This is a genomic window from Tepidisphaeraceae bacterium (assembly GCA_035998445.1).
Classification (GTDB): Bacteria; Planctomycetota; Phycisphaerae; order Tepidisphaerales; family Tepidisphaeraceae; genus DASYHQ01.
In genome coordinates, this window is the sequence record DASYHQ010000052.1 from 168,415 (window position 1) to 191,675 (window position 23,261).

Below are 23,261 nucleotides of genomic sequence, written 5' to 3' on the forward strand. Positions count from 1 at the left end.
GCCTCCGGCCCCTCTCCCGGTACGCCGGGGGAGGCTGGGTGGGGGCATTTGGAATGACCAATGACCAAACCAGAATGACCCCATGAATGCACAAGCACCAATGTCCAATGCGTGGGGCCTCACTTGGTCATTGGGTCATTGAGATTTCATTGGTCATTCGGATTTGGTAGTTGGTCACTTGAGACCACCCCCACCCTAGCCCTCCCCCGGAGTACCGGGAGAGGGGACCGGAGGGGCGGTCCGTCATCGGGACTTCATCGTGTCGTCCCAGCATTGCAGCAGCAGGCGATCCTTGCGGTTCTGGGTGATCACGCAGACCAAGCCTGTTACCGCCAGCGAAGCGCCGGCCGACAGGCCGGTCGCGAGTAAGAAGCCCAGCATCAGGCCGGTGTTGAACTGCGTCTGATCCATCGTCTCTTCGAACGTCTTCGTCGTCGGCGCGGCCTCCCGGTCCAGTTCCGCGAAGATGGCCACTGATTGTTCGTGTAGCTTTCGTACCTCGTACAGTGCTCCCCCAACCACCGCGATCCCGATCACCAGCATTGCCACACCGACCATCCGCCGCCGCCGTTGCCAGAATCGCAGCCGCTCGATGACCTGCTCGTCGGTTGGTAGCCATTGCATGCGAGGTACTCCAAGCCGTGCTCTGCCCCGCCCTCGGCACGGCACGGAGTACCGTACCGTGGCACCCGGCTAGTTTGCCGGCCGAGTGGTCGCGATAACTTCCTCCATCCAGTCGGACGGGGGCGGCCCGCCAGCATTACGGTAGGCCTCGAACCGCTTATTGAGCAAATTAAGTTGAGCAGCCGCTTTCTCGCAATCGCCTTGGTTAGCAGACTCCTCGATGAAAACTAGCGCTCCATGGATGCCGCGATGGACATCGCTGTCCATGTTCGTACGCCACGCGATTTTGGATGCAGGAACAACGAACGTCAATCCGATCGCGGTTGCGATAACGAATCCGATTAGAAAGCTGAGTGGGGAAAAGCGGATCTTCATCGAAGTGTACCCTTCGAACTACTCGGTCGCTGTCCAGCAGGGTTGAACTGTCATCCCGAGCGGAGCCAAGGCTACGGGAGGGATCTCGATGGACGGACGCCGCTCGGCACTGGGAGATCCCTCAGGTCGGCAAGCCTCCCATCGGGATGACAGGTACCTGTTGGCCGGGCGTTCTAACAACTGACCACGGACAACGGACCACTGACGGGTCTCAGCCGTTCAGCGCCTTCCCCTTGCTCCGCCGCTTTGCCCTTAGCTTATGTAGCTGCTTATGCGTCACATGGAACGTCACGGTCGCCTTGCCCACGCGGCGGTCCTTTTCGCCGCTCTTGCGCATTTGTTGTTCGACGTTCATGTCGACGGTGAGGTCGAACTCCTGGGCGGTCTTCAGCAGTTCGTGGATGTTCTGGACCGGGGTCATCTTGTAGATGGCCGGGCCAAGGCAGGGGCGGAGGAACTTGTAGTCGAGGTGTTTGCAGACGACGGTGTAGTCCTCGCCCACCACGCCGAAGACGTACATGCCGCCGGCGATCTCGGCGTTGCCGAGCAGGGCGCCGCCGGCCATGGCGTTGTACCAGTTGCGGTTGAACTTGCGGAACGGCAGGTAGGCGGCGTAGCTCTTCTCGTCGAGCTGCTTCATCTTGATGCCGCTGAAGAACGCCAGCGGCAGCCAGATGAACGAGCAGATGCGGTGCCAGAAGTTGTCGCGCGTCGACAGCTTGCTGATGAACGCCTCGGCCTTGTCGAACCAGGTGATGCGGTCGGGCTCGTCGCCGGCGGGAAGCCGCTGCGGCACGGCGGTGTCGGCGGGCGTGCCGAGCGCCTCGGGGGGCGTGGCGGTGGAAGACGGAAGGGTTTCTGAAGCCATGGGTGAATTTCAGGGTGACGGCGACGTTCGTTGCTCGAAACCGCTCGCATCATATCGCAGTTGAACCGGAGACGCAGCAGGGGAATCTGGGACGGCCATAGGAAAATCCCAAGTCCCCATGCCAAACAAATGACCAAATCCCAATGACCAACAGGAGGGGAAAGCGACCCACAGAGAGATGTCATCCCGATGGGAGCCCAGGCGACCTGAGGGATCTCGAATGGCCGAGCGATTCTCGGCAGATCGAGATCCCTCAGGTCGGCACGCCTCCCGTCGGGATGACGGTCTGTGCAGCCCGGTATTCTCTTCAATTGGGCATTGGGGCTTGGTCATTTGTTGGTCATTGGGGTTTGGGATTTTGTCCGACATGCGGGATTTGGGATGTTCCTTTCCCCCTCCGCCCCTTGTCCCGTGAACGCGACGGGCGGTAGAGTGGCGCATCACTCGTGAGCAAAAAAACATCCCATCTTGTCGTTCCGATGATTGTCGTCGCCACGTTTGCGTCCGTGCATGGGCTAGCCCTAGGGCAGCCGGCGGCGCCACCGCCGCCCAGTGTTTACCTGCAGCCGTCGGACCCGTCGTATCCAACCGATATCGGCGTGGGCAACAACGGCGGGGTCAACCTCGACTTCACGTTCCGCTATCTCACCGACTACGTCTATCGCGGCATCGACTTCAGCGAGACGGGCGGGCAGGAGGACGCGCCGAACTTCCAGTTCGACACGCGCGTGAACTTCGACCTGGGCAAGGCACCGCACCCTTATTTGGGCGTGTTTGCCAACGTCTACAATTCCGACCCGATCAGCCGATTTCAGGAAGTGCGGCCGTTCTTCGGGGCCGAGTGGGAGATTCGCCCGCTGACGATTGACGTGGGGCTGAACGCGTATATCTACCCTGAGCGGGAAGACCTGAACACGTCGGAGTACTTCGTGAAGTTCCAGCTGGACGATTCGTTCTGGCTGAAGACCGAGCGGCCGGTGCTGTCGCCTTACGTCTACGGGGCATACGACTACGACCGCTACAAGGGTTGGTACTTCGAGGCAGGCGTCGAGCACATCACCGAACTGGAGGACACCGGCCTCAGCCTGCGGCTGTTCGCCGACGTGGCGTACGTGACGTCGTACCAGTTTTACGCGGTGGATGGTGGCGACGACGGTGACGATTCGGGGTTCCAGCACTACGACGTCGGCCTGACGCTCAGCTACAGCCTGAACGCCGCCACGGATCTACCACCGCGGTATGGCACGTGGTTGATCGAGGGATATTTGGTCTACACCGACGGCATCGCGAGCTATCTGCAGGCGGACACGCAGCTGTGGGGCGGGGTGGGGCTAAGGTTCAGGTATTGATCGAAGCGGGCGGGCGGGCGGCGCGTTTGCGAGGAAAGAAAGCGGCCCACGAATTAGCACGAATAGGAAAGAAAGCGCAGTTGCTCTCTTTTCGTGTTGATTCGTGCCCATTCGTGGGCCGTTTGCAGTTCGAAATCACCCCCACCCAGCCTCCCCCGGAGTACCGGGAGAGGGGCGGAAACGAATTCAGGCCTTCCCGGCCAACTCGATCGCGGCCTGGGCCTTGCGCATCTCATGCTGACGCTTCTGGATCGACAGCGGGTCGGTGTCCTTGCGGGCCTGGGCTTCGGCCAACGCGGCGCGGGCGGTATCGGCGTTCAGCTCGCTGGCGGCGACGGCGTCGTCGGTGACGATCGACAGTTCGTTGTCCTTCATCTGCGCCACGCCACCATCTACCAGGAAGTGCCGGCTGCCCCCGCCGACCAGATCCACGCGCAGCGAGCCCACACCCAGCTTCGCCAGCACCGGGGCGTGGCCGGACAGGATGCCCAGCTGCCCGTCGTACGCGGGGATGACCGCTTGGGTCACGTTGGCCTCGAACGCCTGCTTTTCGGGAGTGACGATAACGCAGTGGAAAGACATAGGGCGGGAGTTTAAGGGGCGGCGGTGGGGGCGTCAAAGGGAAGGAGAAAGTCAAAATCCCAAGCCTTAGTGACCTTCAAATGACCGAGCACCAAGTCCCAAAGCAGAAGCGCCGCGGCTTGCCGCGTGATGTCGTCCCGATGGGAGCTTAACTCCCCCTCCGTTGAACGAACTTCAACCGGTAATCGCGCGGACTAATGCCAAAGCGGTGTTTGAACCGCAAAGAGAGGTAAAATGGGCTGGAATAGCCTGTTTCCTCCGCAATGTCCTGCAGCGTGTGGCGGGTGTACTCCAACAGCCGTTTAACGCGTTGCAGGCGATGCAGTTCTAAGAATCGGCCGGGCGTGTCGCCGACCTGTTCCTCGAACAGCTTGGCGAAGCGTGACCGCGATAGCCCGGCGACAGTGGCGACGGCGTCGAGGGAGGGTGGGTCGGTCAGGTTGGCTAGCAAATGGTCGATCGCCCGGCGGATGCGCGGGTCGTGGCGCGGCAGGCCGGAGCGGGGGTTGCACTCGTCGGCGCGCAACAGCGCCCGTTCCAGCGCGTTCAGGCCCAGTTCCAAACTGCGGCCGATGCCGCGACGGTAAAAGCGGATCATCTCGCGGAACTGGTTGAGCACGTCGTCACGAAGGTCCGGTGGAAGCTGCACGAACATCACGCCGGGCGCGATCGTCGGCCAATCGAGCCAGTCGAACATCTCACCGCGCGGCACGAAGTGCGCCCACGCGTTGTGCCAGTGCTGCGTCGCGGGCTCGGCGCCGTAGTCCTGGGGCGTGTTGGGGCGCACGACGAACAAATCGCCCGCCGACAGCGTCTGCACCCCGTTCGAGTGCGCGAAGTACCCGTGGCCCGCGATCGTAAAGACCGCCAACCAGTCGAGCGTGCCGCGCGGGCGGTACGCGCCGTAACCGATCGCCTGACCGGGGTCCTCGTCGGTGTACAGCGGGTAGGCATTGGGCAGGTTTTGCTCGGCGCGGGCCATTTCACCTCCTATCGGCAGTGGCAGGACGATCCTATATGCCGATTCGCAAAAATTCTATTTGTTTGCGTCGGAAATAGGGCATCCTTTCGCCCATGGACCAAGAACTACAAGACTATCTATTTGACCTGAACGGTTACGTCGTGTTGAAGAATGCGATCGACGCCGATCATCTTAAGGACCTGAACGAGGCGTTCGACTCGTTCCCAACCGACCTGCCGTACCAGGGCTGGTGGGGCAACTGCCAGCGATTGGACAACAACAAGCACGCTGGGCTGGAGATGCAGAACATCGTGGAGGGGGGCGAACCCTTCGAGCGGTTGATCGACAACCCATCATGGCTGCCGCACGTGCACCGGTATTGCGGCGAGCAGGGGACGTACGTTGACGGGCTCTTCATCGACGAATGCTTCGCCTCCATCCGCCGAACGGGCGGCTTCTTTCCCTTCCACAGCGGGAATTTTCGTGGCGCATTGCGTGGGAAGTACATGCATGAGCACGGCGTTTTCCGCTGTGGTCAGGTGAACGTGCTGATGGCGCTGACCGACGTGGGCCCCGGTGACGGTGGCACGCTGGTCATCCCCGGCAGCCACAAGAGCAACTACGAACACCCCGCGCTGAAGGGTGACTGGGCGAGCCAGATCGCCCGCGGGCACAACGACATCCCCGGCGCCGTCGAGGTGCAGCTGAAGGCCGGCGACGCCATCCTGTTCGCCGATGGCATCTGTCACGGCGCCAGCGCCCGCACCAACCCCGGTGAACGCCGGGTGGTCATCTACCGCTACGGCGTCAGCTGGGGCAGCACGCGCTACGGCTACCGCTACTCCGACGAACTGCTCGCCCGCGTGACGCCGGAGCAACGGAAGATTTTGGAACCGATTCCGTATCGAGCACCCAACCGAGTGCCGGTTGGCGCGATGTAGTGGACGTAGGAAGACCGATCCCTCTCCCGGTACGCCGGGAGAGGTTAGGTGAAGGTGATTTCGAATGACGAGGATCGTCAGCAGTTGGAAATCACCCTCACCTAACCTCTCCCATGCGTACATGGGAGAGGGACCAGAGGCGCCAGTTCCTTCGAGACAACGAAAGCGATCCAACCATGAGCCAATGCCAACGACGCGGTTCGGCCCAGTCGGCGACGCCAACACCCAAGGTGTGCCAGCGCCAGTGCAAGGGATGCCCACTGACGGCAGCGACGTCGCGTGAAGCAGCCGTTCGGGAAGTCGCGTCGAGCACCACGGCTTGGCTGGCCGACGATCGCGGCATGCGGGCGGGGCACGCCTTGCAGGTGCGCGCCTGAGGCTGCGCCACCGGCGAGCACGTGGGCGGTCTCGCGCGATTTAGATGCCAGATTCGCGCCCTTCCCCATTGCTACTTTCCCACGGTCGGCGGTAAAATGCCCCGCGTGTTCAGCACGACCACCGCGCCGCCGGCGCGGTGTTTCGCGTTTATGGGAGTTGTCATATGCAGATCGTCAGTGCCGAAGAGAAGGCCGCGCTCGAGAAGAAGCGCGAGGAATTGTACAAGGCCAAGATCGACGTCACCGAGCGCATCCGTCGCGCTGCGAGCCTGGGCGATCTGAAGGAGAACTCCGAGTACCACACCGCCAAGGACGAGAACCGCTCCATCGACCGCGAGCTGGCCGACCTGGAAAAGAAGATCAAGAACGTCTCGGTCGTCGCGACCGACAACATCCCCGAAGACATGGTCTTCCTCGGCCACACGGTCAAACTGCTGGACCTGGACGACGATAGCGAACAACTCGTTAAAATCGTCGGCGAAGCCCAACCCCCCGACGCCAATAGCGACATCCTCCCGGTCAGCGCCACCAGCCCGATGGGCGAAGCCCTCATGAAGGCCCGCGTCGGTGACACGGTGAAGGTGAAGGCGCCAAGAGGGTCGATGGAGTTTAAGATTCTGGAGATCGTTTGAGGAATTGCCGATTTGCGATTGCCAATTTGCGAATGACCGGCAGATCAAACCGCAAACTGGCAATCCATCCCGCCACCTTAGCTCAGTTGGTAGAGCAACGGTTTTGTAAACCGTAGGTCATCGGTTCGAGCCCGATAGGTGGCTTACTTCCTGTTCCTGATGCAGATCGGTCACCTCACAATTCCGCAACCATTCTGCCAGGCGGGCCTGGCGGGGTACAGCGATCGGGCGATGCGGCTGACGGCGCGCAGGCGGGGGTGTCCGTACGCGGTCACCGAGGCGCTGCTCGATACCATCCTGCTCAACGGTGGCGAGGGGCTGCGCAAGAGCATCGACATCAACGACGACGATCACCCGATCGCCGGCCAGATCATGGGCAGCGAGGCGGAGACGATGGCGCGGGCGGCGGTCATCATCCACCAATCGGGCTACGACACCGTCGATCTGAACTTCGCCTGCCCGGTGAAGAAGATCAAAAACAAGGCGCGGGGCGGCCACATGCTGCGCGACACCGAACGCGGCATTGGCATCCTGCGGGCGGTGCGCGACGTCATACCGGCGAACGTGCCGCTGTCGGTCAGCCTAAGACGGTCGTTCGACGCCTCGGCCGAGGCGGAAGATTCGTTCTTCACGCTCGCCGACGAGATGTGGCGGCTCGGCTACGCCGCGGTGCGGTGCCACGCGCGAACGGTGGAGCAGAAGTATCTTGGCCGAAGCGACTGGGCCTTCCTGAAGCGCGTGAAGGCGGTGTACCCGACTAAGACGATCCTCGGCAGTGGCGATGTCTTCACGGCCCAGGATGTCGTGCGCATGCTCGACGAAACGGGCGTCGACGCCGTCTGGATCGCGCGCGGCGCGATCGGCAACCCGTGGATATTCACGCAGGCTGCTCGGTTGCTGGCGGACCCTACGACGCCGCTGCAGCCGCCGACGATCTTCGAGCAGCGCGACGCGCTCAACGAGCACTTCACCGAAGCGATGAAACTGCACGGCGAACAGCTGGCCGGCCGCCGCATGCGAAAGCAGGGCATCAAGTACAGCCGATTCCATCCCGCAGCGGCCGAGGTGAAGGCGGGGTTCATCAACGCCTCCAGCCTGCGCGACTGGTCGGCCGTCCTCGACCGGTGGTACCCCACCGACGGAGGGGGCGTCTGGCCCGCTGCCGACGCGGTGGATGAGGTGAACGCCGGGGCGGAGCAGACGTGCGAGATCGCTTAAGGCGTTGTCCTCTGATCCCCGATGGTTTGTGCATGGCCTTTCGCGCGACCACCGACCCCGTGTCATCCCGATGGGAGCCTAGGCGACCTGAGGGATCTCGAGCCACGGACGGTTCGGGGCCTGGGGAGATCCCTCAGGTCGGCAAGCCTCCCATCGGGATGACACGTCGCTGACCAACGAAGGGCTTTTCCGCTAGCCTTTAGGCTTCCTACTGGAACGGCATTGGGCCCGACCACGCGCGCGCGACCGAATCGCCGTTGGTAATCCGCAATCTGCACTCGGCATTCCGACCACGTTCGCGGTAGAATCGGAATCCAATGACCCCAGAGCTTTGCCTTCGACTTCACTCCATCCGTCACGCCGTCCTGGGGGCGCGCGATCGCGGCAGGGTGGTGATCGAGTTCAGCGCCGGTCCGCAGGTCCCCGTTGATTTTCCGACCGCGCAGCGGCTGGCCGACGGGATGCTGGCGCTGGTGAACCTGCCGTTGCTGGGTCTGCACTGGCGCGAATCGTCGCGCGATCATGCGACCGACATCATCACGACCGTGTTGCACGAGGACCTGGAAACCGAGCGATCGAGCGTGCCGCGTAACGTGGCGGCCGCGCTGACCGATCGCGTGTTGTCGCTGTTCAACGACGCGATCTTCCTGACCAACGTCAAACCGACGGCCGACCTCACCCAGTCGCCGCACAAGTGGGCCAGCGGGCGCATCGACGCGGAGCTGGATGCGGGTGTCGCGATCGTGTCGAGCGAGCTGGTGGGAATCGTTTGGGTGGAAGATCGACCGTAGCGCTCGGCGCCCTCCTCACGTTTTGCCGCGAGCTTGCTCGCGGAAGCGTGCACCGCGAGCAAGCTCGCGGCTAAACGAATTACGAGATCCTCGCATGCATTCGAAGTCCCCCGCACGCAACCGTCTGGCCAAAGTCTTGCCACTGGAATGGCGCGAACTGCTCGTTCAGAACGGCGTGCCCAAGCGCAAGTACACCGCGGTGCTGAAGGTCACGCTTGTCGGCGGGCGGGTGATTGACGACCTGATCGTTGAAGAAGGTTGGATCATTGCCACCGACCGTACCGGGCTGGCCGGCAAGTTCGAACGGCGGATCGACTTCGACCCGCGACAGATCACGGACGTAGAGATCGTTCAGGTCATCTAACGGCCGCTGTAGTGGCGAGGGCGCGGCAAAGCATTGGCCGTGGCATGGGCGTCTCGTCCATGCATTTAGATTGGAATGACAGCTGAATTAGTGCCAGTCCGCTTCGATTGAGCCGCGAGGCACGAATTAAATTGAACTGCCCAACCGCGAGCATGGGCGAGACGCCCATGCCACGGTCAAGCCAGCTGATTCATCTCATCCGCAATCCCCGGACACCGCGATCAACCGCCACTGGTGCGGCGGGGCACGCCGGTGCGGTTAACGTCGGCGCCGAAGGTCTGATTCCGGCCGAGTTGCTTGCCACCACCGAACCCGGTGTTGGACTTCTTGGCGTTCGGCACGTTGTTGAGCAGATTGCCGGTCGCGCCACCAAAGGTCGGTTTGTTCAGCCCGGCCTTCATCTGCTTGAACGCCGACGACTCGCCGGTGGACGGCGTCGAAGCGCCCGTAGCGGCAGCGCCGCGACCCGCCGCCAACGCCTTCGCCGCGGCAGCCGCGGCGAGGTTGGTGTCGATCTGCGGCATGCTGCTGTTGCTCCCGCCCGCCGCCGGCTTGCTGCTGGCGGCTTTCTTGGTCGTCTTCGGGGCCGATTCGCTCTTTTTCTTGGCCATGGTGTGTGGTCCTCGTTTCTAGATCGATTGTAGCCGAGGTGACGGGTGGGACAAAGCGAAGCAAGGGCCCACGGTCCGATCGCCCCAGGCGACTGCGATCTAACCATCGTCCGAGTATGGCTCAAGGTTGGTTGGCTCCCGGTAGAATTGGAGCGAATTGCCGATCGCGTGGCTGCGCAGCCAGAACGTGATGGTAAGCGAAACAACGCGACCGACGTCGCCGCAAAAATGTTAGTCAGCAGCGAACCCTGCACATCTGCCCGATCCCCTGTGGTTACAAACTCTCCAACCTTTGCTGCTTATCCAACTCCAGCAGCGCCCCAATTAGCGGTTCCATGTTCCCCGCGACGACTTGGTCGAGGTTGAAGTTTTTCTCACCGCCGCCTTCACCGCCAAGCCTGTGGTCGGTGACGCGGTTCTGGGGGAAGTTGTAGGTGCGGATGCGGGCGCTGCGGTCGCCGGAGCCCATCATGGCCTTGCGGCTGGCCGTGTGCTCGGCGTGTTGCTTGGCCATTTCGCGTTCGTAGAGGGTGGCGCGAAGCAGGGCCCAGGCGCGTTCCTTGTTCTGGGCCTGGCTCTTGTGCTCGGTCATCTTGAACTGCAGGCCCGACGGCTTGTGCAGAATGCGCCAGCCGGTCTCCACCTTGTTGACGTTCTGCCCACCCGGGCCACCGCCGCGCACGCCGAACTCTTCGACGTCCTTGGGGTTGATGTCGATCTTCACGTCCTGCAGCTCCGGCAGCACGGCGACCGTGGCGGCGCTGGTGTGGATGCGGCCTTGCGTTTCCGTCTCGGGCACGCGCTGCACGCGATGGCCACCTCCTTCGAAGCGCATGTGGCGGAAGGCGCCGTTGCCCTTGATGTTGATGATGACTTCCTTAAAGCCCCCTCGCTCGGCCTCGCTGAAGTCGTTGACGTCGAAGCGCCAGCCGCGCGTTTCACTGTAGCGGCGGTACATCTCGTACAGATCGCGCACGAACAGCGCCGCCTCCTCACCACCCGTGCCGGCACGCAGTTCCAGGAAGAAGCTGTTGACGGCGTTGTCCTCGGCGGCGAGGAACTCGTCCTTCAGCGCTTCCATCATCGCCTCGGCCTTGGCCTGCGCCTCGGGCTGCTCGGCGGCGGCCAGCTCGGCCATCTCCGGGTCGGCCTTGTTGGCCGCCATCTCCGCCAGCTCCGCGGCGGCGTCGGCGGCCTGCTGGTACTCGCGGTACCGCTGAACCACCGGTTCCAGCTGCCCGCGCTCCTTGCTGAACGCGATCAACTTCTGCGAGTTCGACAGCACGTCGGGATCGTTCAACGCAGCTTCGAGCTCGCCGAAGCGGTGGAGCAGCTCGTCGAGCTTACGGATCAAGGCGGCGTTTTTCGGATCGGGTGTGGCCATTTGGACGGGCGATTCTAATCGTTATGGACGGGTTGGCACAGGTGCGGGGGGCACTCAGTTCTTGTCACGGTTGGGTTGCTGCGATTGCGGTTGCAACTCGGTGTCCAAGTTGCCTTCGACAACCTCGATCGAATCGTCCGTCGACGGTGTACCGCTGGTGCCCGCGGCTTTCGGACCCTTGCGGAAGCGCATCTCCGGCAGGCGCAGGATCGCGTGCCGTAAGGCTTGTTCCCAGCGCTGGCGAATCTTGACCAGGTCGGGGTCGTCGCTGGTGAAACGGCGTTGGCGGGTGATGTCGAGCTCGTCGACGCCGTAGACGAGCAGGTCGATCGGCGGGCCGACGGTCACGTTGCTCTTCATCGTGCTGTCCATCGACAACAGCGCGTACTTGCAGCCCTCTTCGAGCGTGGTCTTGTCGTAACGAATGCCACGGTCCAGGATCGGTCGGCCGTACTTCGTCTCGCCGATCTGCAGGAACGGTGACTCCTCCGTCGCCTGCAGGGGGTTGCCCTGCGGGTACACCATGAACAGTTGAGGCGGCTCACCCTTCACTTGGCCGCCCAAGATCAGGTGGACGTTGAAGCGGTAGTCGTCCTTTTCCAGTGCCGCCCGGTCCATCTCGCCCACCTTGCGCACGCATTCACCCACCACGCGGGCCGCGTCGTACATGCTGGGGGCGGTCGCGAGCCCGCGGCCGGCGTCGAACTCGCGGCGCAGCAGGGTGATGATCGACTGCGTGCACGACAGGCTGCCACTGGCCAGCAGCACGAAGACGCGCTCGCCGGGCGTGGCGAAGGTGTGCATCTTTCGCACGACGTTCACGTGGTCGTACCCCGCGTTGGTGCGTGAGTCGGACGCCATCACCAGCCCGTGTTTCGTGACGATGCCGAGGCAGTAAGTCATGATCGGCCATCCTATCGCAAAGCGGTTGTGAGTGTGAGACGGGGGCGTGTGGCCCTCCATCGTAATTTGGTCATGGCGGTTCCCCTCGCCAGCGAATAGACTGCGTCCCGTCGAGCGGCCACCCGTTCGTTGGAGGGATTGGTGGATCGCTTTCGTTTCCAGCACTGGCGGCGGGCGAGGCAGCGAGGCTACCCGGAGTCCGTCGATGTTGATCAAGATCGGTTACGACCTGACCTTCGAGGCCCGCGCCTACCTGCCGATGAATTTGATGCTGTACGTGCATCCGTCGCGGATACACGACCTCGTGCGCCCCGATCAGGTGCACGTCGAACCCTACACCAATCTCGTTACGTATCATGATTCGTTCGGCAACACGGTCGCCCGCATTGTCGCGCCGCCGGGACCGGTGCGCATCTGGGGTCAGAATCACATCCGCGATTCCGGCCTGCCCGACCCTGTGCCGCAATACGAACTGCAGCACAACGTGCAGGATTTGCCGCCCGACACGCTGCAGTATTTGCTGCCCAGCCGGTACATCGAGACCGACCGTTTTCAGGACATCGCGTGGAACCTCTTCGGCCACCTGCCCGCCGGTTGGGGGCGCGTGAAGGCGGTGGTCGATTGGGTCCACAGCCACGTCACGTTCGGCTATCAGCACGCGCGCAACACCCGCACGGCGATGGATTGCTACCACGAGCAGGTCGGCGTTTGCCGGGACTTTCAACACCTGTGCTGCGCGCTGCATCGCTGCCTGAACGTGCCGGCGAGATACGTCACCGGTTACCTCGGCGACATCGGCATGCCCTACAACCCAGCGCCGATGGACTTTTCCGCCTGGCATCAAGTGTACCTTGGCGGGCAATGGTGGAACGTGGACGGCCGGCACAACGTGCCCCGCATCGGTCGGATCCTGATGGCCGTCGGTCGCGACGCCGCCGACGTCGCCCTCACCACCCAGTTCGGCCCGGCCACGCTTACGTCGTTCGGCGTGACGACCGAAGTGGTGCAGGAAATCCCCGCGCAGGTCGGCGTGATGGCGTGAGGGGCGGATGACGCCGCCGACGCCCTCACCGCATGATCTTCTGTAGGACAGGCATTCCTGCCTGTCTCTCCCCCCGTCTTATCTCCCCCCGTATTCCCTCTTCTGTGGCACAGGCATTCTTGCCTGTGTCTCTTCGTCTTTGCGTTCTTGTCTGTCTCTCTTTGCGCTTGGAGTGCAGAGAATACGAACGCGAACGTCGCGAAGGGCAGACGCGAAGGACCGCGAAGAAGGCAGAACACATTCGCGGCGGCGGTCTGGGTAAGGCAAAACGCGAAACCGTGCACCATTATGCACCATTGTGCAACATCGCGTGGACGATCCAGTCACCGGTAAGGCTCATCACGTCCCGTATTCAGTTGTCAAAGAGCACGCTATCCATCTCTACGCCCGCGCTGCGCAATTGACGTGGACTTCGCGCAACACCCTTCGATTTTCTTCGCGGCTTCCTTCGCGCCATCGCGCCTTCGCGTTCTCTTCATTCTTACCGGGCAGTCGCAGAGACACAGGCGAATGCCTGTGCCACAGAAGATAGGCAGAAAGAAATGCGGGGGAGAGTAAGACGGGGGGAGAGACAGGCAGGAATGCCTGTCCTACAGAAGATCGAATCCGCCGCAACGGGCGACCGCCTCAGCCCGCCAACGGGCGCGCGAACGCCTTTTGCAGCGGGCAGGTCGCGGGGTCGGTGGGGCGGCCCGCACGGTAGGCGTCTAGCAAAACCTTCGAGCGGGCCGCCAGCATCCGGCGAACCTCGCGGCGTTGGCCCTTCACGCGGGCGAAGGTCATGTGGTCGTACGCGGTCGTCTGGTGACGCATCCACGCGATGACGGCCGCCTCGGCACGCTGTTCGACCGGGATGCGCTCGGTGCGGGCCACCGTTCCGCTGCCCACGGGCGTCGCGTGCGCGGTGACAGCGTCGGCGAGACGATGAGACAGATCAGCGTACTGCGAGTGGAAGGCCAGGTAACGCAGGACGGAATCGCGGAACGTCTCGACGTACGCGGCCTGATGTTCATCGCGCCGGCGGGCGGCGGATTCCTGCTTTTTCGCGTATGCGGGTGTGCTGCGCTCGGTGGTCAACGCGGCCCGAATCGTCTCGACCGCGGCGGCGCTGGCCCACACGCCGTGCGAGAAGGTCTTACGGCCCTTCTTCTCCTGCACCGTCCACGTCGGTCCCGACGCCTTCACGCGGCGCGTTAAGCCCGGGTCGCCCGGTGGGACGCAGACCCAGTCGGTCGGGGGACGCAAGATCTGGCCATCGACCGTGCGGACGGAGCGAGGGTCGGGACCGGGAGCGACGATGCGCGTTTGCGATGGCATTGGGTATTGATCGTAGTTTTGCCGCGCGGAGCTTTCGAAATTTACGAGTGGTGCAGGACGAAACGTTCCAGCCGTGGCATGGGCGTCTCGCCCATGCACTTGGTGAGGCAAAGCGACATTATTTGTTGCAGTTACTTGGGCGAAGCTGACGGGCGGAAATCGAGTTCTCCGTCCAATCGACATGCATGGGCGAGACGCCCATGCCACGGCCAATGCCGATCCGTCGATCCGCGTGCGCGTACCACGGGCGGCCCGCCCGTGCTATCGGAAGCAACACATGGGCGGGCCGCCCGTGGTGCGTGGAGGCAACGGGCGCGAACTGGACTTGGGCCCGCTTGAGACGCCGGCTCAGTCATCTTACCAGAGCGACATCTGCTGCCGATCGACAACTCGGAACGCATTAGTCGAAAGGTTTGGGAAATCGCCGGTCATCCCGGCAGACTTTCTGGCCAGCGTGAACATCGCCTTCAGTTGTTCCGCCCACTGGCCTTCGCCGCGCATGCGGCTGTTGAAGTTGGCGTCGTTCAGCTTCCCGCCACGCAGCGAACGCACGCGGTTCAGCACCTTGTCCTTGCGATCCGGAAAATGGTCGGTCAGCCAGTTTTCAAACAGCCCGGCGACGGCATACGGCAAGCGCAGTGGCACGTAACCCGCGAACCGCGCGCCGGCCTCGTAGGCGGCCTTCAGGATCATCGGCATCTCGTGGTCGGTTAAACCCGGCACGACCGGCGCCACCATCACACCGGTGGGGATGCCGGCGGCCGTCAGCTTGCGGATGGCTTCCAACCGTTTCAGCGGCACGCTGGTCCGCGGTTCCATCACGCGCGTCAGGTCCTTGTCGAGCGTGGTGATCGACACCATCACCACCGCGGCGTTGTGGGACGCAAGGTCGGCCAGCAAGTCGATGTCGCGCGTCACCAGGTGGTTCTTCGTGATGATGCCCGCGGGGTTGCGGAACTCGGCCAGCACCTGCAGGCATTGCCGTGTGATCTGGAACGATCGCTCGGCCGGTTGGTAGCAATCGGTGACGCCACTGATCGACAGCGTCACCGGTTGATAGCGCGGCGACGACAGTTCCCGCCGTAGCAGTTCGGCGGCGTTCGTCTTCACCATTACCTTCGTTTCAAAGTCCAAGCCCGCAGAGAAACCCAGAAATTCGTGCGTCGGCCGGGCGTAGCAATAAATACACCCATGCGAGCACCCGCGATACGGGTTGATGCTGTGCGTGAAGCCGACGTCGGGACTGTCGTTCGTGGCGATGATCGTCTTGGTCGCGTCGACGTAGTACTGCGTCTGCGGATGGGCGAGCTGGTCGAGGTACTCGTCGTCGTGTTCGACGTGTTCCAAGTCAGCGGTCACTTCGAGCCGCTCGAAGCGGTTGCGCGGGTTGTCGCTCGTGCCGCGACCGTGGATGGGCAGGGGAATCGCCACGGGGAGATTGTAGCGGTTTTGTACGGACTTTGTCAGGTTGCTCTGCCGCAGTTGGCATCGCGCACGATCTGCGATAGGTTCCAGGCGTGTTTCAACGCATTGCCATCATCGGTTCGGGCGCACTGGGGTCATACTACGGTGCGCGCCTGGCGCAGCATGGCCGCGACGTGCACTTCCTGATGCGGTCCGACTACGCGTTCGTGCGCGAGCATGGGCTGCGCGTCTACTCGCACGATGGCGACTTCGAGCTGCCCGCCAGCCAGATGCACGTGTACGACGACCCTGCCGCCATGCCGCAGGTGGATTTGGTCATCGTGACGCTGAAGACGACCGCCAACGAAAGCTTCAGCAAGCTCATCAGCCCGCTGTTGCACGAGGGCACCGCGATCCTGACGCTGCAGAACGGGCTGGGGAACGATCGGGCGCTGGCCGACCTGTTTGGCGCGCAGCGGGTGCTGGCGGGGCTGGCGTTTATCTGCACGAATCGCACGGAACCGGGCGTCATCCGTCATACCGATCACGGGTTTATCAAACTTGGCGAATACACCGACGGCCTCACCGATCGCGCAACCGCAATCGCGCAGATGCTACAACAGGCCAAGGTGCCCGCGACGGCGCTGGCGGACATTCGGTACGGGCAGTGGGAAAAGCTGGTCTGGAACGTGCCGTTCAACGGATTGGGGGCCGCTCTGGACTTGGAGACCGACCGCCTGCTCGCCAGCGACGCCGGCCGGGCGATGGTGCGCGGGCTGATGCACGAGGTGATGGCCGCCGCCGCCAGCGTGGGCGTGCACTTGCCACCGGAGACGGCGCAACTGCAGATCGACCGCACCGCGACCATGGGGGCCTACGTCAGCAGCATGCAGGTCGACCGCCGGGCGAGACGGCCACTGGAACGGCAGTCGATCGTCGGCAACGTGCTGGCGGTCGCCGAGGCGGGTGGGGTGGCGGCGCCGCTGCTGCGGGGGCTGGATGAACTGTTGAAGGTGGTGGATGGGGGATGAGCGGTTGATCGTTCACTAACGTGTAGCGGACAGGTAACTCACAATGGTCTATCTGTCATCCCGAAGGGAGCGGTAGCGACCTGAGGGATCTCGACTGGCTGACAGTGTGGGCCACCGGAGATCCCTCGGGTCGCTACCGCTCCCCTCGGGATGACAGATGTCGCAATGTTCAGCGGTTTGGCCCCCAAGTGTAAGCAGCCTGCGAATTTGCGGGTATGATGTCTGTATGCACGTCGTTCTGTTCGAGGGCCAACTTTGGCCGCACATGGCTCCGTTGTCGCTCAGTCGGCCCGCGTTTGCGCTCGCCAGCGGAACGGGGACGCTGCTGGACAAGCAACTGCGCTACCTGAAGCCGTCGAAGTTGACGCTCTGGGTTCGGCCGGAGATGGTCGAGTACTGCAAACAGCGGGTCGTGCCGTCGCTGAAGATCCCCGTCGCGATCAACGCGCCGCTGGACGACGAGCCGGCGCTGGTGCTGAGCGGTCGCACGCTGCACTTTGCCGATTACGAGGTGCCCCCGCACACGGCCGTCTGCCTGGACGACGAGAACCGCGTTCGGTCGGCGTACGTGGTGTCGCCGGGGCTGTCGTACGAGGACGCGATCACGCGGTCGGATAAGTGGCTGAAGCTGCAGGACCTGCCCCACATGATGCCGCAGAGCCGCATGGCCGAGCATGCGTGGGATTTGCTGAACTGGAACGAGGAAGCGCTGCTGGCCGACTTCGTCGCCATGCAGCGGGACTGCGTGCTGCCACCGGGGCCGTACCACGTGCTGGAGCAGGGCAACGTCTGCCTGGGCAAGGACGTGAAGCTGTCGCCCGGCGTGGTGCTGGACGGCAGCAAGGGGCCGGTGATTCTAGGCGACGGCGTCTCGATCGGCGCCAACGCCGTGCTGCAGGGGCCGTGCTTTATCGGGGCGCATTCGATCGTGTCGCCACTGGCGAACATTCGGGCGGGCACGAGCATCGGGCCGATGTGCAAGGTGGGCGGCGAGATCTCCAACAGCATCTTCATCGGCCGCAGCAACAAGTCTCACGAGGGCTTCGTGGGCGACAGCTACATCGGCGAATGGGTGAACCTGGGCGCCGGCACGAACACGAGCAACCTGAAGAACACGTACGACGTCGTCAGCCTGCCGCTGCTGGGCACCGAGACGCCGAGTGGCCGGCGATTCCTGGGCAGCGTGATCGGCGACCACACCAAGATCGCGATCGGCACGCGGTTGAACACGGGCTCGTACATCGGTTACGGCAGCATGATCGCCGCCAGTTCTATCACGCCGCGCTACGTGCCGAGCTACACGTTCCTGACCGATCGCGGGATGCAGCCGTACCGCATGGATAAGTCGATCGAGGTGATGACGCAGGTGATGTCGCGCCGCGGACTGATGTTTGGATCGCTTGAAGAGGAAATGGCCCAGTACGCGGCGCGGGTTGCGAAAGAGATCGAGAAGCCGGTCTGAATGACGGGCCGGCACGGAACGTGCCTTACCGTGGCATGGGCGTCTCGCCCATGCTTGTGTTAGCGGCGGAAGATTTCATTCTGAGCTGTTGCGCGGCGGGCGCGGTCTGGCACCAATCAAATCGTTATTTCAATCAACACGCATGGGCGAGACGCCCATGCCACGGTAAGGCATGGCCGACGCGGCGCGCTTCCCAAACACCAATCACCCTCACCCAACTTCTCCCGGAGTACCGGAAGCGGGGCCGGAGAGAGCCTTTGCCGCCAGTCGCGATTCGTAGATCGCCAGCAACGCGGCCAAGTGGGCCTCGTACGCCAACTGCGGGCGCAGCGTCAGGCAGGCGGCGGCCATGTGTTGGCGTGAGTCGTTGTCCAGTACCACTTCGATCGCACGAACCAACGCAGCGACATCACCGGGATCGGAGAGAACGCAGCCGTGCGTGCCGTTCATGATCTCGGTGGCGCCGTTGGACGTGGTGCTGATGACCGGCAGGCCCATCGCCAGCGCTTCGAGCACCACGAGGCTGCATGGGTCGTGCCGTGTCGGTAGGACGAAGAAGTCGGCGGCTTGATAGAACGCGTAGGCGTCGTCGGTGCGGCCGGTGAACGTGACGCGGTCGGCGACGCCGAGCTTGCTGGCCAGCCGTGCATATCGGCGGACGGCACCGTCGCCCACAACGAGCAGCCGCAATCGCTTGTCCGCCGTCGCAGCGACGGCCTCGATCGCCTGTCGTACGCCTTTTCGGGCGAAGTCCTGGGCGATGATGAGCGCGACGACGTCACCCTCTGCTATCGCGTACTTCTGGCGAATCGCCGCGCCGGCGTCGGGTCGAATCGCGGGATCGAACTTCTGCAGATCGACGGCGTTGAACAGCGTCGCGGTCGATGCGTTGGGGTAGTAATGCTTCAGGTGCCGCTCGACGTACTGGGACAGACACAGCACCGTCGGCGGCACGTCACCATCGTCCAGCAGTTCCTCCTCCACCTCCGCCATCGCCTTGCGGCGGGGGTTGAAGATCGCGTTGGCCTTGCGTCCCACTTGCGTCGCCACGCCTGCGTGCGGATGGTACAGGTCGGCCCGGCGGATGGGCAGCATGGCGTGGACGATGTCGTACGGCGTTGCCAGCAGGTGCGCGTCGACCGAGTCGATGAACCGCCGATACCGCCGCGTGCGCGTCAGGCCACCGCCGCGCAGCTTCACTTGCGCGAAGGGCTGGCTGGTGGTGTCGGTGGTCTCTTCCTTGGGTGATAAGGCCGCCGAGATCAGCGTGGTGTCGTGACCGGCGCCGGCGAGCGCGTGGGCGAGGTCGACGGTGTAGCGTTCGGCGCCGCCGCGTGCTTTGTCGGAATCGAGGATGACGAGCGCGATCTTCATGGCGGTCAGTGGTTCAACGAGACGTTGCGCTTGGGTTGGGCGGCGTTCAGCTTGGCGTCGTGGCGCGCGATCCAGTTCGATTTACGCACGACCTGTTTCTTCGTTCGCGCGAAGTCATCGTCGGCCTGCTCGCAGTAGCGCGCCAGCCACGCGTCGCGCTGCGCGTCGGTGATCGGCAGCTTCGTCGTGCTGTACCAGAACTGCGCTAGATCCTTCACGATCCACCGCCGGGCGAAGAACCGCGGCAACGGTGAGACGCGGGCGGCGTCGATCAGGCGGATGTCGGTCGTCGGGTCGTTCGTGTTCAGGAAGAAGTGGCACAGGTACAAATCGCGATGCCGCAGCTTCGCGCGATGCAGCTTGGCGGCGAGGTCGGCCATCGCATCGCGGACGGTGTCGAAGGCGATCTGCTTGCGCTCGATCAGTTTCTCGGCATCGTCGTAGCCCATCGCCAGCAGGTCTTCGGTGATGATGAAACCTCGGCCGTCATGAAGTAGACCGGCTGCAGCGAAGGGGACGCTGAGAATGCCTGCTCTTTTAAGGAGTATTACGCCGACTTGTTCAGCATTCGGTCCGAACAGGCGCAACGCTTCAGGCCGCTTCCATCGCTTTATGTGAAGCCGAATCGAGCGTCCGTCCTTTAGCTTCGCATCCAGCGTACAGTTCTCGCGATCTGGAAGAATCCGCCACGCTTTGATGTCGGGATGTTCGTATACGCTCTCGCCGTCCACGAGGCCCACGTCACGCAACAGGCTCGCGTACGCCGACTCGGCACGATAGAACGCACCATCGTCTTCTACAACGCGGCTTGTGGTGCTCACGCGTCGTTCCCCGCGTTCATGAACCGGCTGATGCCCGGTTTGAAGATCACCTTGCCGTCCACCACAACCAGTTCCTCGTCCAGGAACAACTGCACCGACTTGCTCAGCACATGCGCTTCCAGTTCGAGGCCCTTGCGCTTCACGTCGTCCAGCGAATCCTGGCCGACGTTGATGTGGAAGACGTCCTGCAGGATGACCGGGCCTTCGTCGAGCTGTTCGGTGACGAAGTGGGCCGTGCAGCCGTGCACGCGCACGCCGCTCTCGTAGGCCTGCTTGTATGGGGCTGCCCCGGGGAAGTAGGGGAGCAGCGAGGGGTGAATATTGATGATCTTGTGGCGGTACTTCTGTACCAGCGTCGGGGGCAGGATGCGCATGTAACGCGCCAGCACGACGAGGTCGGCCGCGTACTGCTGCAACTGGTCGGCGAGCCACTTGAAGTGCGCCTCAAGGTCGCTGGCCGACTGCCACGCGAACGGCACACCGGCGGCCTTGGCGATCGGTTCGAGATCGGGATGGTTCCCGAGGATCACCGCGACCTCACCATGTAGTTTGCCGTGGTGGGCATCTTCCAGCAGTTGTTCGAGGCAGTGCGCTTCCTTACTCACCAAAAGCGCAACCTTGCGTTTGCGCGCTTGCGAGTGCAGGTGGACGCGCACCTCCATGTCGATCTTCTGCCCGAGGCTGAGCAACCCGGTGATCAGGCCGCCCAGGTCGGTGGTGACCTCCTTCAGGTCGACGAGCATGTCCATGACGAAGAACCCGCGCACGACGCGCTGTTCGATGTCCTCGATGTTCACGCCGCGCTCGGCGAGGTACGTCGCGAATTGCGCGACGACGCCTTTCTGGTCCTTCCCCAAGACGCTGACGACGGCTAACACGTTGGCGGGCAAAGTTGGAACTCCTTCGCGGTCAATAACAGGAATAAGCAGGCATCCATCACTTCTTCGACGTTACCAGTGTAACCCGGCAACGCATCGCCGGTAAGCGGTCGGGTGGCGATTGGGGCGCGGTGCGAGTAAGAGCCGCTACCAGCACATCGTAGCGGCAGCTTTTCGTGGCACGGGTTTTCAACCCGTGATTTTCTCGAGGGGGAACACGGGTTGAAAACCCGTGCCACGCTGCGATCAACTGATAGCCGCTGTAGACCGGGCGTGCTGCGGCGGGAACGACGTGCGATCCGCAGGGGCGTGGCTACGCCCCACGGCAGCCGGCGAGCCGCTTGCGTTATCGGACAACCCTAGAGGGTCATTCGACGTCTGCGAGGTCATTTCACATGCATGTGAAGTCGTTTGACATGCATGCCAGGTCGTTTGACATGCATGCCAAGTCGCTTGACATGCATGTCAGGTCGTTTGACATGCATGTCAGGTCGTTTGACATGCATGTCAAATCGTTTGACATGCATGTCAAATGGCTTCACATGCATGTCGAATGGCGTGCTGTCACGCGTCAGTGTGCCGGAAAGGATTTTTGTGGCCCTATTATTGGCCGTCGGCGATTGGGGTGGGCTGGGCACCGTATGACGGATCACGCGCTGGCGAAACCCATGTCATCCCGAAGGGAGCCTTTGCGACCTGAGGGATCTCCCAAGGCCCGCACCGTCAGTCGGTCGAGATCCCTCAGGTCGCCTTAGGCTCCCTTCGGGATGACAACCCTGCGTGTGGGCACTCACTTGATCCGGCAGGCAGTGCCTGACGAGACATCGGCGGGCGGGGTCACTCGCCGCTGAACCGTGCGCCCAGCAGGGCCATGAAGCGGGTCGTGTTGTCGTGGTAGATCTTCTGCAGCACCTCGTCCGGTAGCGCCAGGCCGCGCAGGGTGGGCTGGGCGTCGGGGGGCAGGTCGGGGTCGGTGATCGGGCTTTCACCGACGTAAGCCGTCTCCCAGAGCTTGCGGTGGCACCAGAATCGGCTGGCATAAAAATCGAAGTCGCGATCGTCGCCGCTCACCTGGTCGGAACCGAACAGGATGCGGTCCTGATTGCGGATCATAAAATCACGAGCGGCGTCGCGGCGGGCGCTGATCTCGCGCACCATCCAGCGCGTCGCGCTGCAGTCGAGCCATAGATCAGGGAACTTGTCCAGCAGCCGTTGCAGGCGTGGCAGGTTCTCTGGATTGCCACCCAGATGCGCGCCCAGCCAGGGGTGACCGCGATAGGCTTCGAGGGTGTCTTCCCAGAGCTTGTAGTGTTCCTCGCGCTGGCCGTACCGGCCGCAGTCGGTGTACTTGGAACAGTACCAGGTGTCGGGGTCGCCCACGTGGGTCATGATCGCCATCTTGCGGGCGACCAGCTCGTCCATCACCCGGCGAATGGCGGGGCTGTCGAGGCGAAGTTTAGAAGCCTCCATGGTCGCCGGCGCCATGTGGAACTTGGCGATGCGGCTGCCCAGGTTGTAGAAGGCCTCGATCTTCAACAGCCAGTCGTCCAGGAAGTTGGGCGACGGGTCGCGCCACTTCGGAATCGCGATGAAGTGCAACCGGCCGGGCCAATCGCGCGCGAGCGTGAGGGCCTCTTCGATCGGCGTCATCGTGATGAAGGTGTTAATGCCGTAATGGTCGGCCGCTTCGAACCACGGCTTGGCGTGCTTGGCGGCGAACAGGTGACAGTGGGCGTCGATGACGGTGCCGCGCACCTTCGGCCGGGGCATGGGGGCGCGAAAGTCGATGTGCGTGCGGTTGTAGTCGGCAGGCACCGCCGGCGCGAACGCCGGTGGGGGCGGCGGGGCTTCAACCAGGGTGGGTGCGGCGACGGTGGTCATCTTGCTGGCGAATGGTAGCGGTGGACTGGCGGGCGAGACAAGCCACGGCACGCGTTATGAACCGCCGTCGG

General features: G+C 63.1%; 24 protein-coding genes and 1 tRNA gene. 11 read left to right on the forward strand and 14 right to left on the reverse strand.

Features of this window, described 5'->3' with window-relative positions; all coding sequences use genetic code 11:
* Positions 1–243: 243 nt before the first annotated feature.
* The 3 genes from VGN72_20430 to VGN72_20440 all read right to left on the reverse strand — a co-directional run bounded on the left by VGN72_20430 (position 244) and on the right by VGN72_20440 (position 1,867).
* Positions 244–624 (reverse strand): hypothetical protein, encoded by a 381-nt coding sequence (locus VGN72_20430; GenBank protein HEV7301716.1) that lies wholly within the window; start codon positions 622–624, stop codon positions 244–246.
* A gap of 69 nt (positions 625–693) precedes the next feature.
* Positions 694–999, reverse strand: coding sequence for a hypothetical protein (locus tag VGN72_20435; GenBank protein ID HEV7301717.1), 306 nt, complete (start codon positions 997–999; stop codon positions 694–696).
* 211 nt (positions 1,000–1,210) lie between these two features.
* Positions 1,211–1,867, reverse strand: a complete 657-nt coding sequence (locus VGN72_20440; protein ID HEV7301718.1) for a hypothetical protein — start codon at positions 1,865–1,867, stop codon at positions 1,211–1,213.
* 479 nt (positions 1,868–2,346) lie between these two features.
* Here VGN72_20440 and VGN72_20445 point away from each other — a divergent pair, with 479 nt between their 5' ends.
* On the forward strand, positions 2,347–3,216 hold the full coding sequence (locus VGN72_20445; protein HEV7301719.1) for a hypothetical protein: 870 nt from the start codon (positions 2,347–2,349) through the stop codon (positions 3,214–3,216).
* 186 nt (positions 3,217–3,402) lie between these two features.
* Here VGN72_20445 and atpC read toward each other — a convergent pair whose 3' ends face one another.
* Positions 3,403–3,798 (reverse strand): ATP synthase F1 subunit epsilon, encoded by a 396-nt coding sequence (atpC, locus tag VGN72_20450; GenBank protein ID HEV7301720.1) that lies wholly within the window; start codon positions 3,796–3,798, stop codon positions 3,403–3,405.
* Positions 3,799–3,946: 148 nt separating this feature from the next.
* Positions 3,947–4,780, reverse strand: coding sequence for a helix-turn-helix domain-containing protein (locus VGN72_20455; GenBank protein HEV7301721.1), 834 nt, complete (start codon positions 4,778–4,780; stop codon positions 3,947–3,949).
* Positions 4,781–4,872: 92 nt separating this feature from the next.
* On the opposite strand from VGN72_20455, the gene VGN72_20460 reads away from it, so the two are divergent.
* The 7 genes from VGN72_20460 (at position 4,873) to VGN72_20490 (ending at position 9,082) form a co-directional block, all read left to right on the forward strand.
* Positions 4,873–5,700 carry a phytanoyl-CoA dioxygenase family protein gene (locus VGN72_20460; GenBank protein ID HEV7301722.1) on the forward strand — a complete coding sequence of 276 codons (828 nt, stop codon included), beginning with the start codon at positions 4,873–4,875 and terminating at the stop codon, positions 5,698–5,700.
* A gap of 176 nt (positions 5,701–5,876) precedes the next feature.
* Positions 5,877–6,077: a hypothetical protein gene (locus tag VGN72_20465; protein HEV7301723.1), complete on the forward strand. Its 201-nt coding sequence runs from the start codon at positions 5,877–5,879 to the stop codon at positions 6,075–6,077.
* A 164-nt stretch (positions 6,078–6,241) separates the two neighbouring features.
* Entirely contained in the window at positions 6,242–6,709 is a 468-nt protein-coding gene (locus VGN72_20470; protein HEV7301724.1) for a GreA/GreB family elongation factor, read from the forward strand.
* Positions 6,710–6,780: 71 nt separating this feature from the next.
* A tRNA-Thr gene (locus VGN72_20475) sits at positions 6,781–6,853 on the forward strand.
* Positions 6,848–7,927, forward strand: a complete 1,080-nt coding sequence (locus VGN72_20480) for a tRNA-dihydrouridine synthase (protein HEV7301725.1) — start codon at positions 6,848–6,850, stop codon at positions 7,925–7,927. Before VGN72_20475 ends, VGN72_20480 begins: the two co-directional genes overlap by 6 nt.
* Before the next feature lie 317 nt (positions 7,928–8,244).
* The gene (locus VGN72_20485; GenBank protein HEV7301726.1) at positions 8,245–8,718 is read left to right on the forward strand and encodes a hypothetical protein; all 474 of its coding nucleotides are present in this window, start codon (positions 8,245–8,247) and stop codon (positions 8,716–8,718) included.
* A gap of 94 nt (positions 8,719–8,812) precedes the next feature.
* Positions 8,813–9,082, forward strand: coding sequence for a hypothetical protein (locus VGN72_20490; protein HEV7301727.1), 270 nt, complete (start codon positions 8,813–8,815; stop codon positions 9,080–9,082).
* 221 nt (positions 9,083–9,303) lie between these two features.
* On the opposite strand, the gene VGN72_20495 is transcribed toward VGN72_20490, so the two are convergent.
* The 3 genes from VGN72_20495 to VGN72_20505 all read right to left on the reverse strand — a co-directional run bounded on the left by VGN72_20495 (position 9,304) and on the right by VGN72_20505 (position 11,980).
* Entirely contained in the window at positions 9,304–9,693 is a 390-nt protein-coding gene (locus tag VGN72_20495; GenBank protein HEV7301728.1) for a hypothetical protein, read from the reverse strand.
* Between the two features lie 274 nt (positions 9,694–9,967).
* The gene (gene prfA / locus VGN72_20500; GenBank protein ID HEV7301729.1) at positions 9,968–11,077 is read right to left on the reverse strand and encodes a peptide chain release factor 1; all 1,110 of its coding nucleotides are present in this window, start codon (positions 11,075–11,077) and stop codon (positions 9,968–9,970) included.
* A gap of 54 nt (positions 11,078–11,131) precedes the next feature.
* Complete coding sequence (locus VGN72_20505; GenBank protein ID HEV7301730.1) at positions 11,132–11,980, reverse strand: hypothetical protein; 849 nt, start codon at positions 11,978–11,980, stop codon at positions 11,132–11,134.
* 205 nt (positions 11,981–12,185) lie between these two features.
* On the opposite strand from VGN72_20505, the gene VGN72_20510 reads away from it, so the two are divergent.
* Positions 12,186–13,022 (forward strand): transglutaminase family protein, encoded by an 837-nt coding sequence (locus VGN72_20510; GenBank protein HEV7301731.1) that lies wholly within the window; start codon positions 12,186–12,188, stop codon positions 13,020–13,022.
* A 627-nt stretch (positions 13,023–13,649) separates the two neighbouring features.
* On the opposite strand, the gene VGN72_20515 is transcribed toward VGN72_20510, so the two are convergent.
* A complete protein-coding gene (locus VGN72_20515) occupies positions 13,650–14,339 on the reverse strand; it encodes a DUF2293 domain-containing protein (GenBank protein ID HEV7301732.1) in 690 nt (229 codons plus the stop codon).
* Between the two features lie 357 nt (positions 14,340–14,696).
* On the reverse strand, positions 14,697–15,770 hold the full coding sequence (locus VGN72_20520; GenBank protein ID HEV7301733.1) for a PA0069 family radical SAM protein: 1,074 nt from the start codon (positions 15,768–15,770) through the stop codon (positions 14,697–14,699).
* 86 nt (positions 15,771–15,856) lie between these two features.
* Between VGN72_20520 and VGN72_20525 the strand changes: the two genes are divergently transcribed.
* Together VGN72_20525 and VGN72_20530 are read left to right on the forward strand one after the other, a co-directional pair.
* Positions 15,857–16,774, forward strand: coding sequence for a 2-dehydropantoate 2-reductase (locus tag VGN72_20525; GenBank protein ID HEV7301734.1), 918 nt, complete (start codon positions 15,857–15,859; stop codon positions 16,772–16,774).
* 226 nt (positions 16,775–17,000) lie between these two features.
* Positions 17,001–18,236, forward strand: coding sequence for a putative sugar nucleotidyl transferase (locus tag VGN72_20530; GenBank protein ID HEV7301735.1), 1,236 nt, complete (start codon positions 17,001–17,003; stop codon positions 18,234–18,236).
* Positions 18,237–18,446: 210 nt separating this feature from the next.
* Here VGN72_20530 and VGN72_20535 read toward each other — a convergent pair whose 3' ends face one another.
* The 4 genes from VGN72_20535 to VGN72_20550 form a co-directional block, all read right to left on the reverse strand.
* The gene (locus VGN72_20535) at positions 18,447–19,610 is read right to left on the reverse strand and encodes a glycosyltransferase family 4 protein (protein ID HEV7301736.1); all 1,164 of its coding nucleotides are present in this window, start codon (positions 19,608–19,610) and stop codon (positions 18,447–18,449) included.
* A gap of 5 nt (positions 19,611–19,615) precedes the next feature.
* Positions 19,616–20,431: a lipopolysaccharide kinase InaA family protein gene (locus VGN72_20540; GenBank protein ID HEV7301737.1), complete on the reverse strand. Its 816-nt coding sequence runs from the start codon at positions 20,429–20,431 to the stop codon at positions 19,616–19,618.
* Positions 20,428–21,321 (reverse strand): formyltetrahydrofolate deformylase, encoded by an 894-nt coding sequence (locus VGN72_20545; protein ID HEV7301738.1) that lies wholly within the window; start codon positions 21,319–21,321, stop codon positions 20,428–20,430. The genes VGN72_20540 and VGN72_20545 overlap by 4 nt, the downstream gene beginning before the upstream one ends.
* Before the next feature lie 825 nt (positions 21,322–22,146).
* Complete coding sequence (locus VGN72_20550) at positions 22,147–23,241, reverse strand: amidohydrolase family protein (protein ID HEV7301739.1); 1,095 nt, start codon at positions 23,239–23,241, stop codon at positions 22,147–22,149.
* Positions 23,242–23,261: the final 20 nt, after the last annotated feature.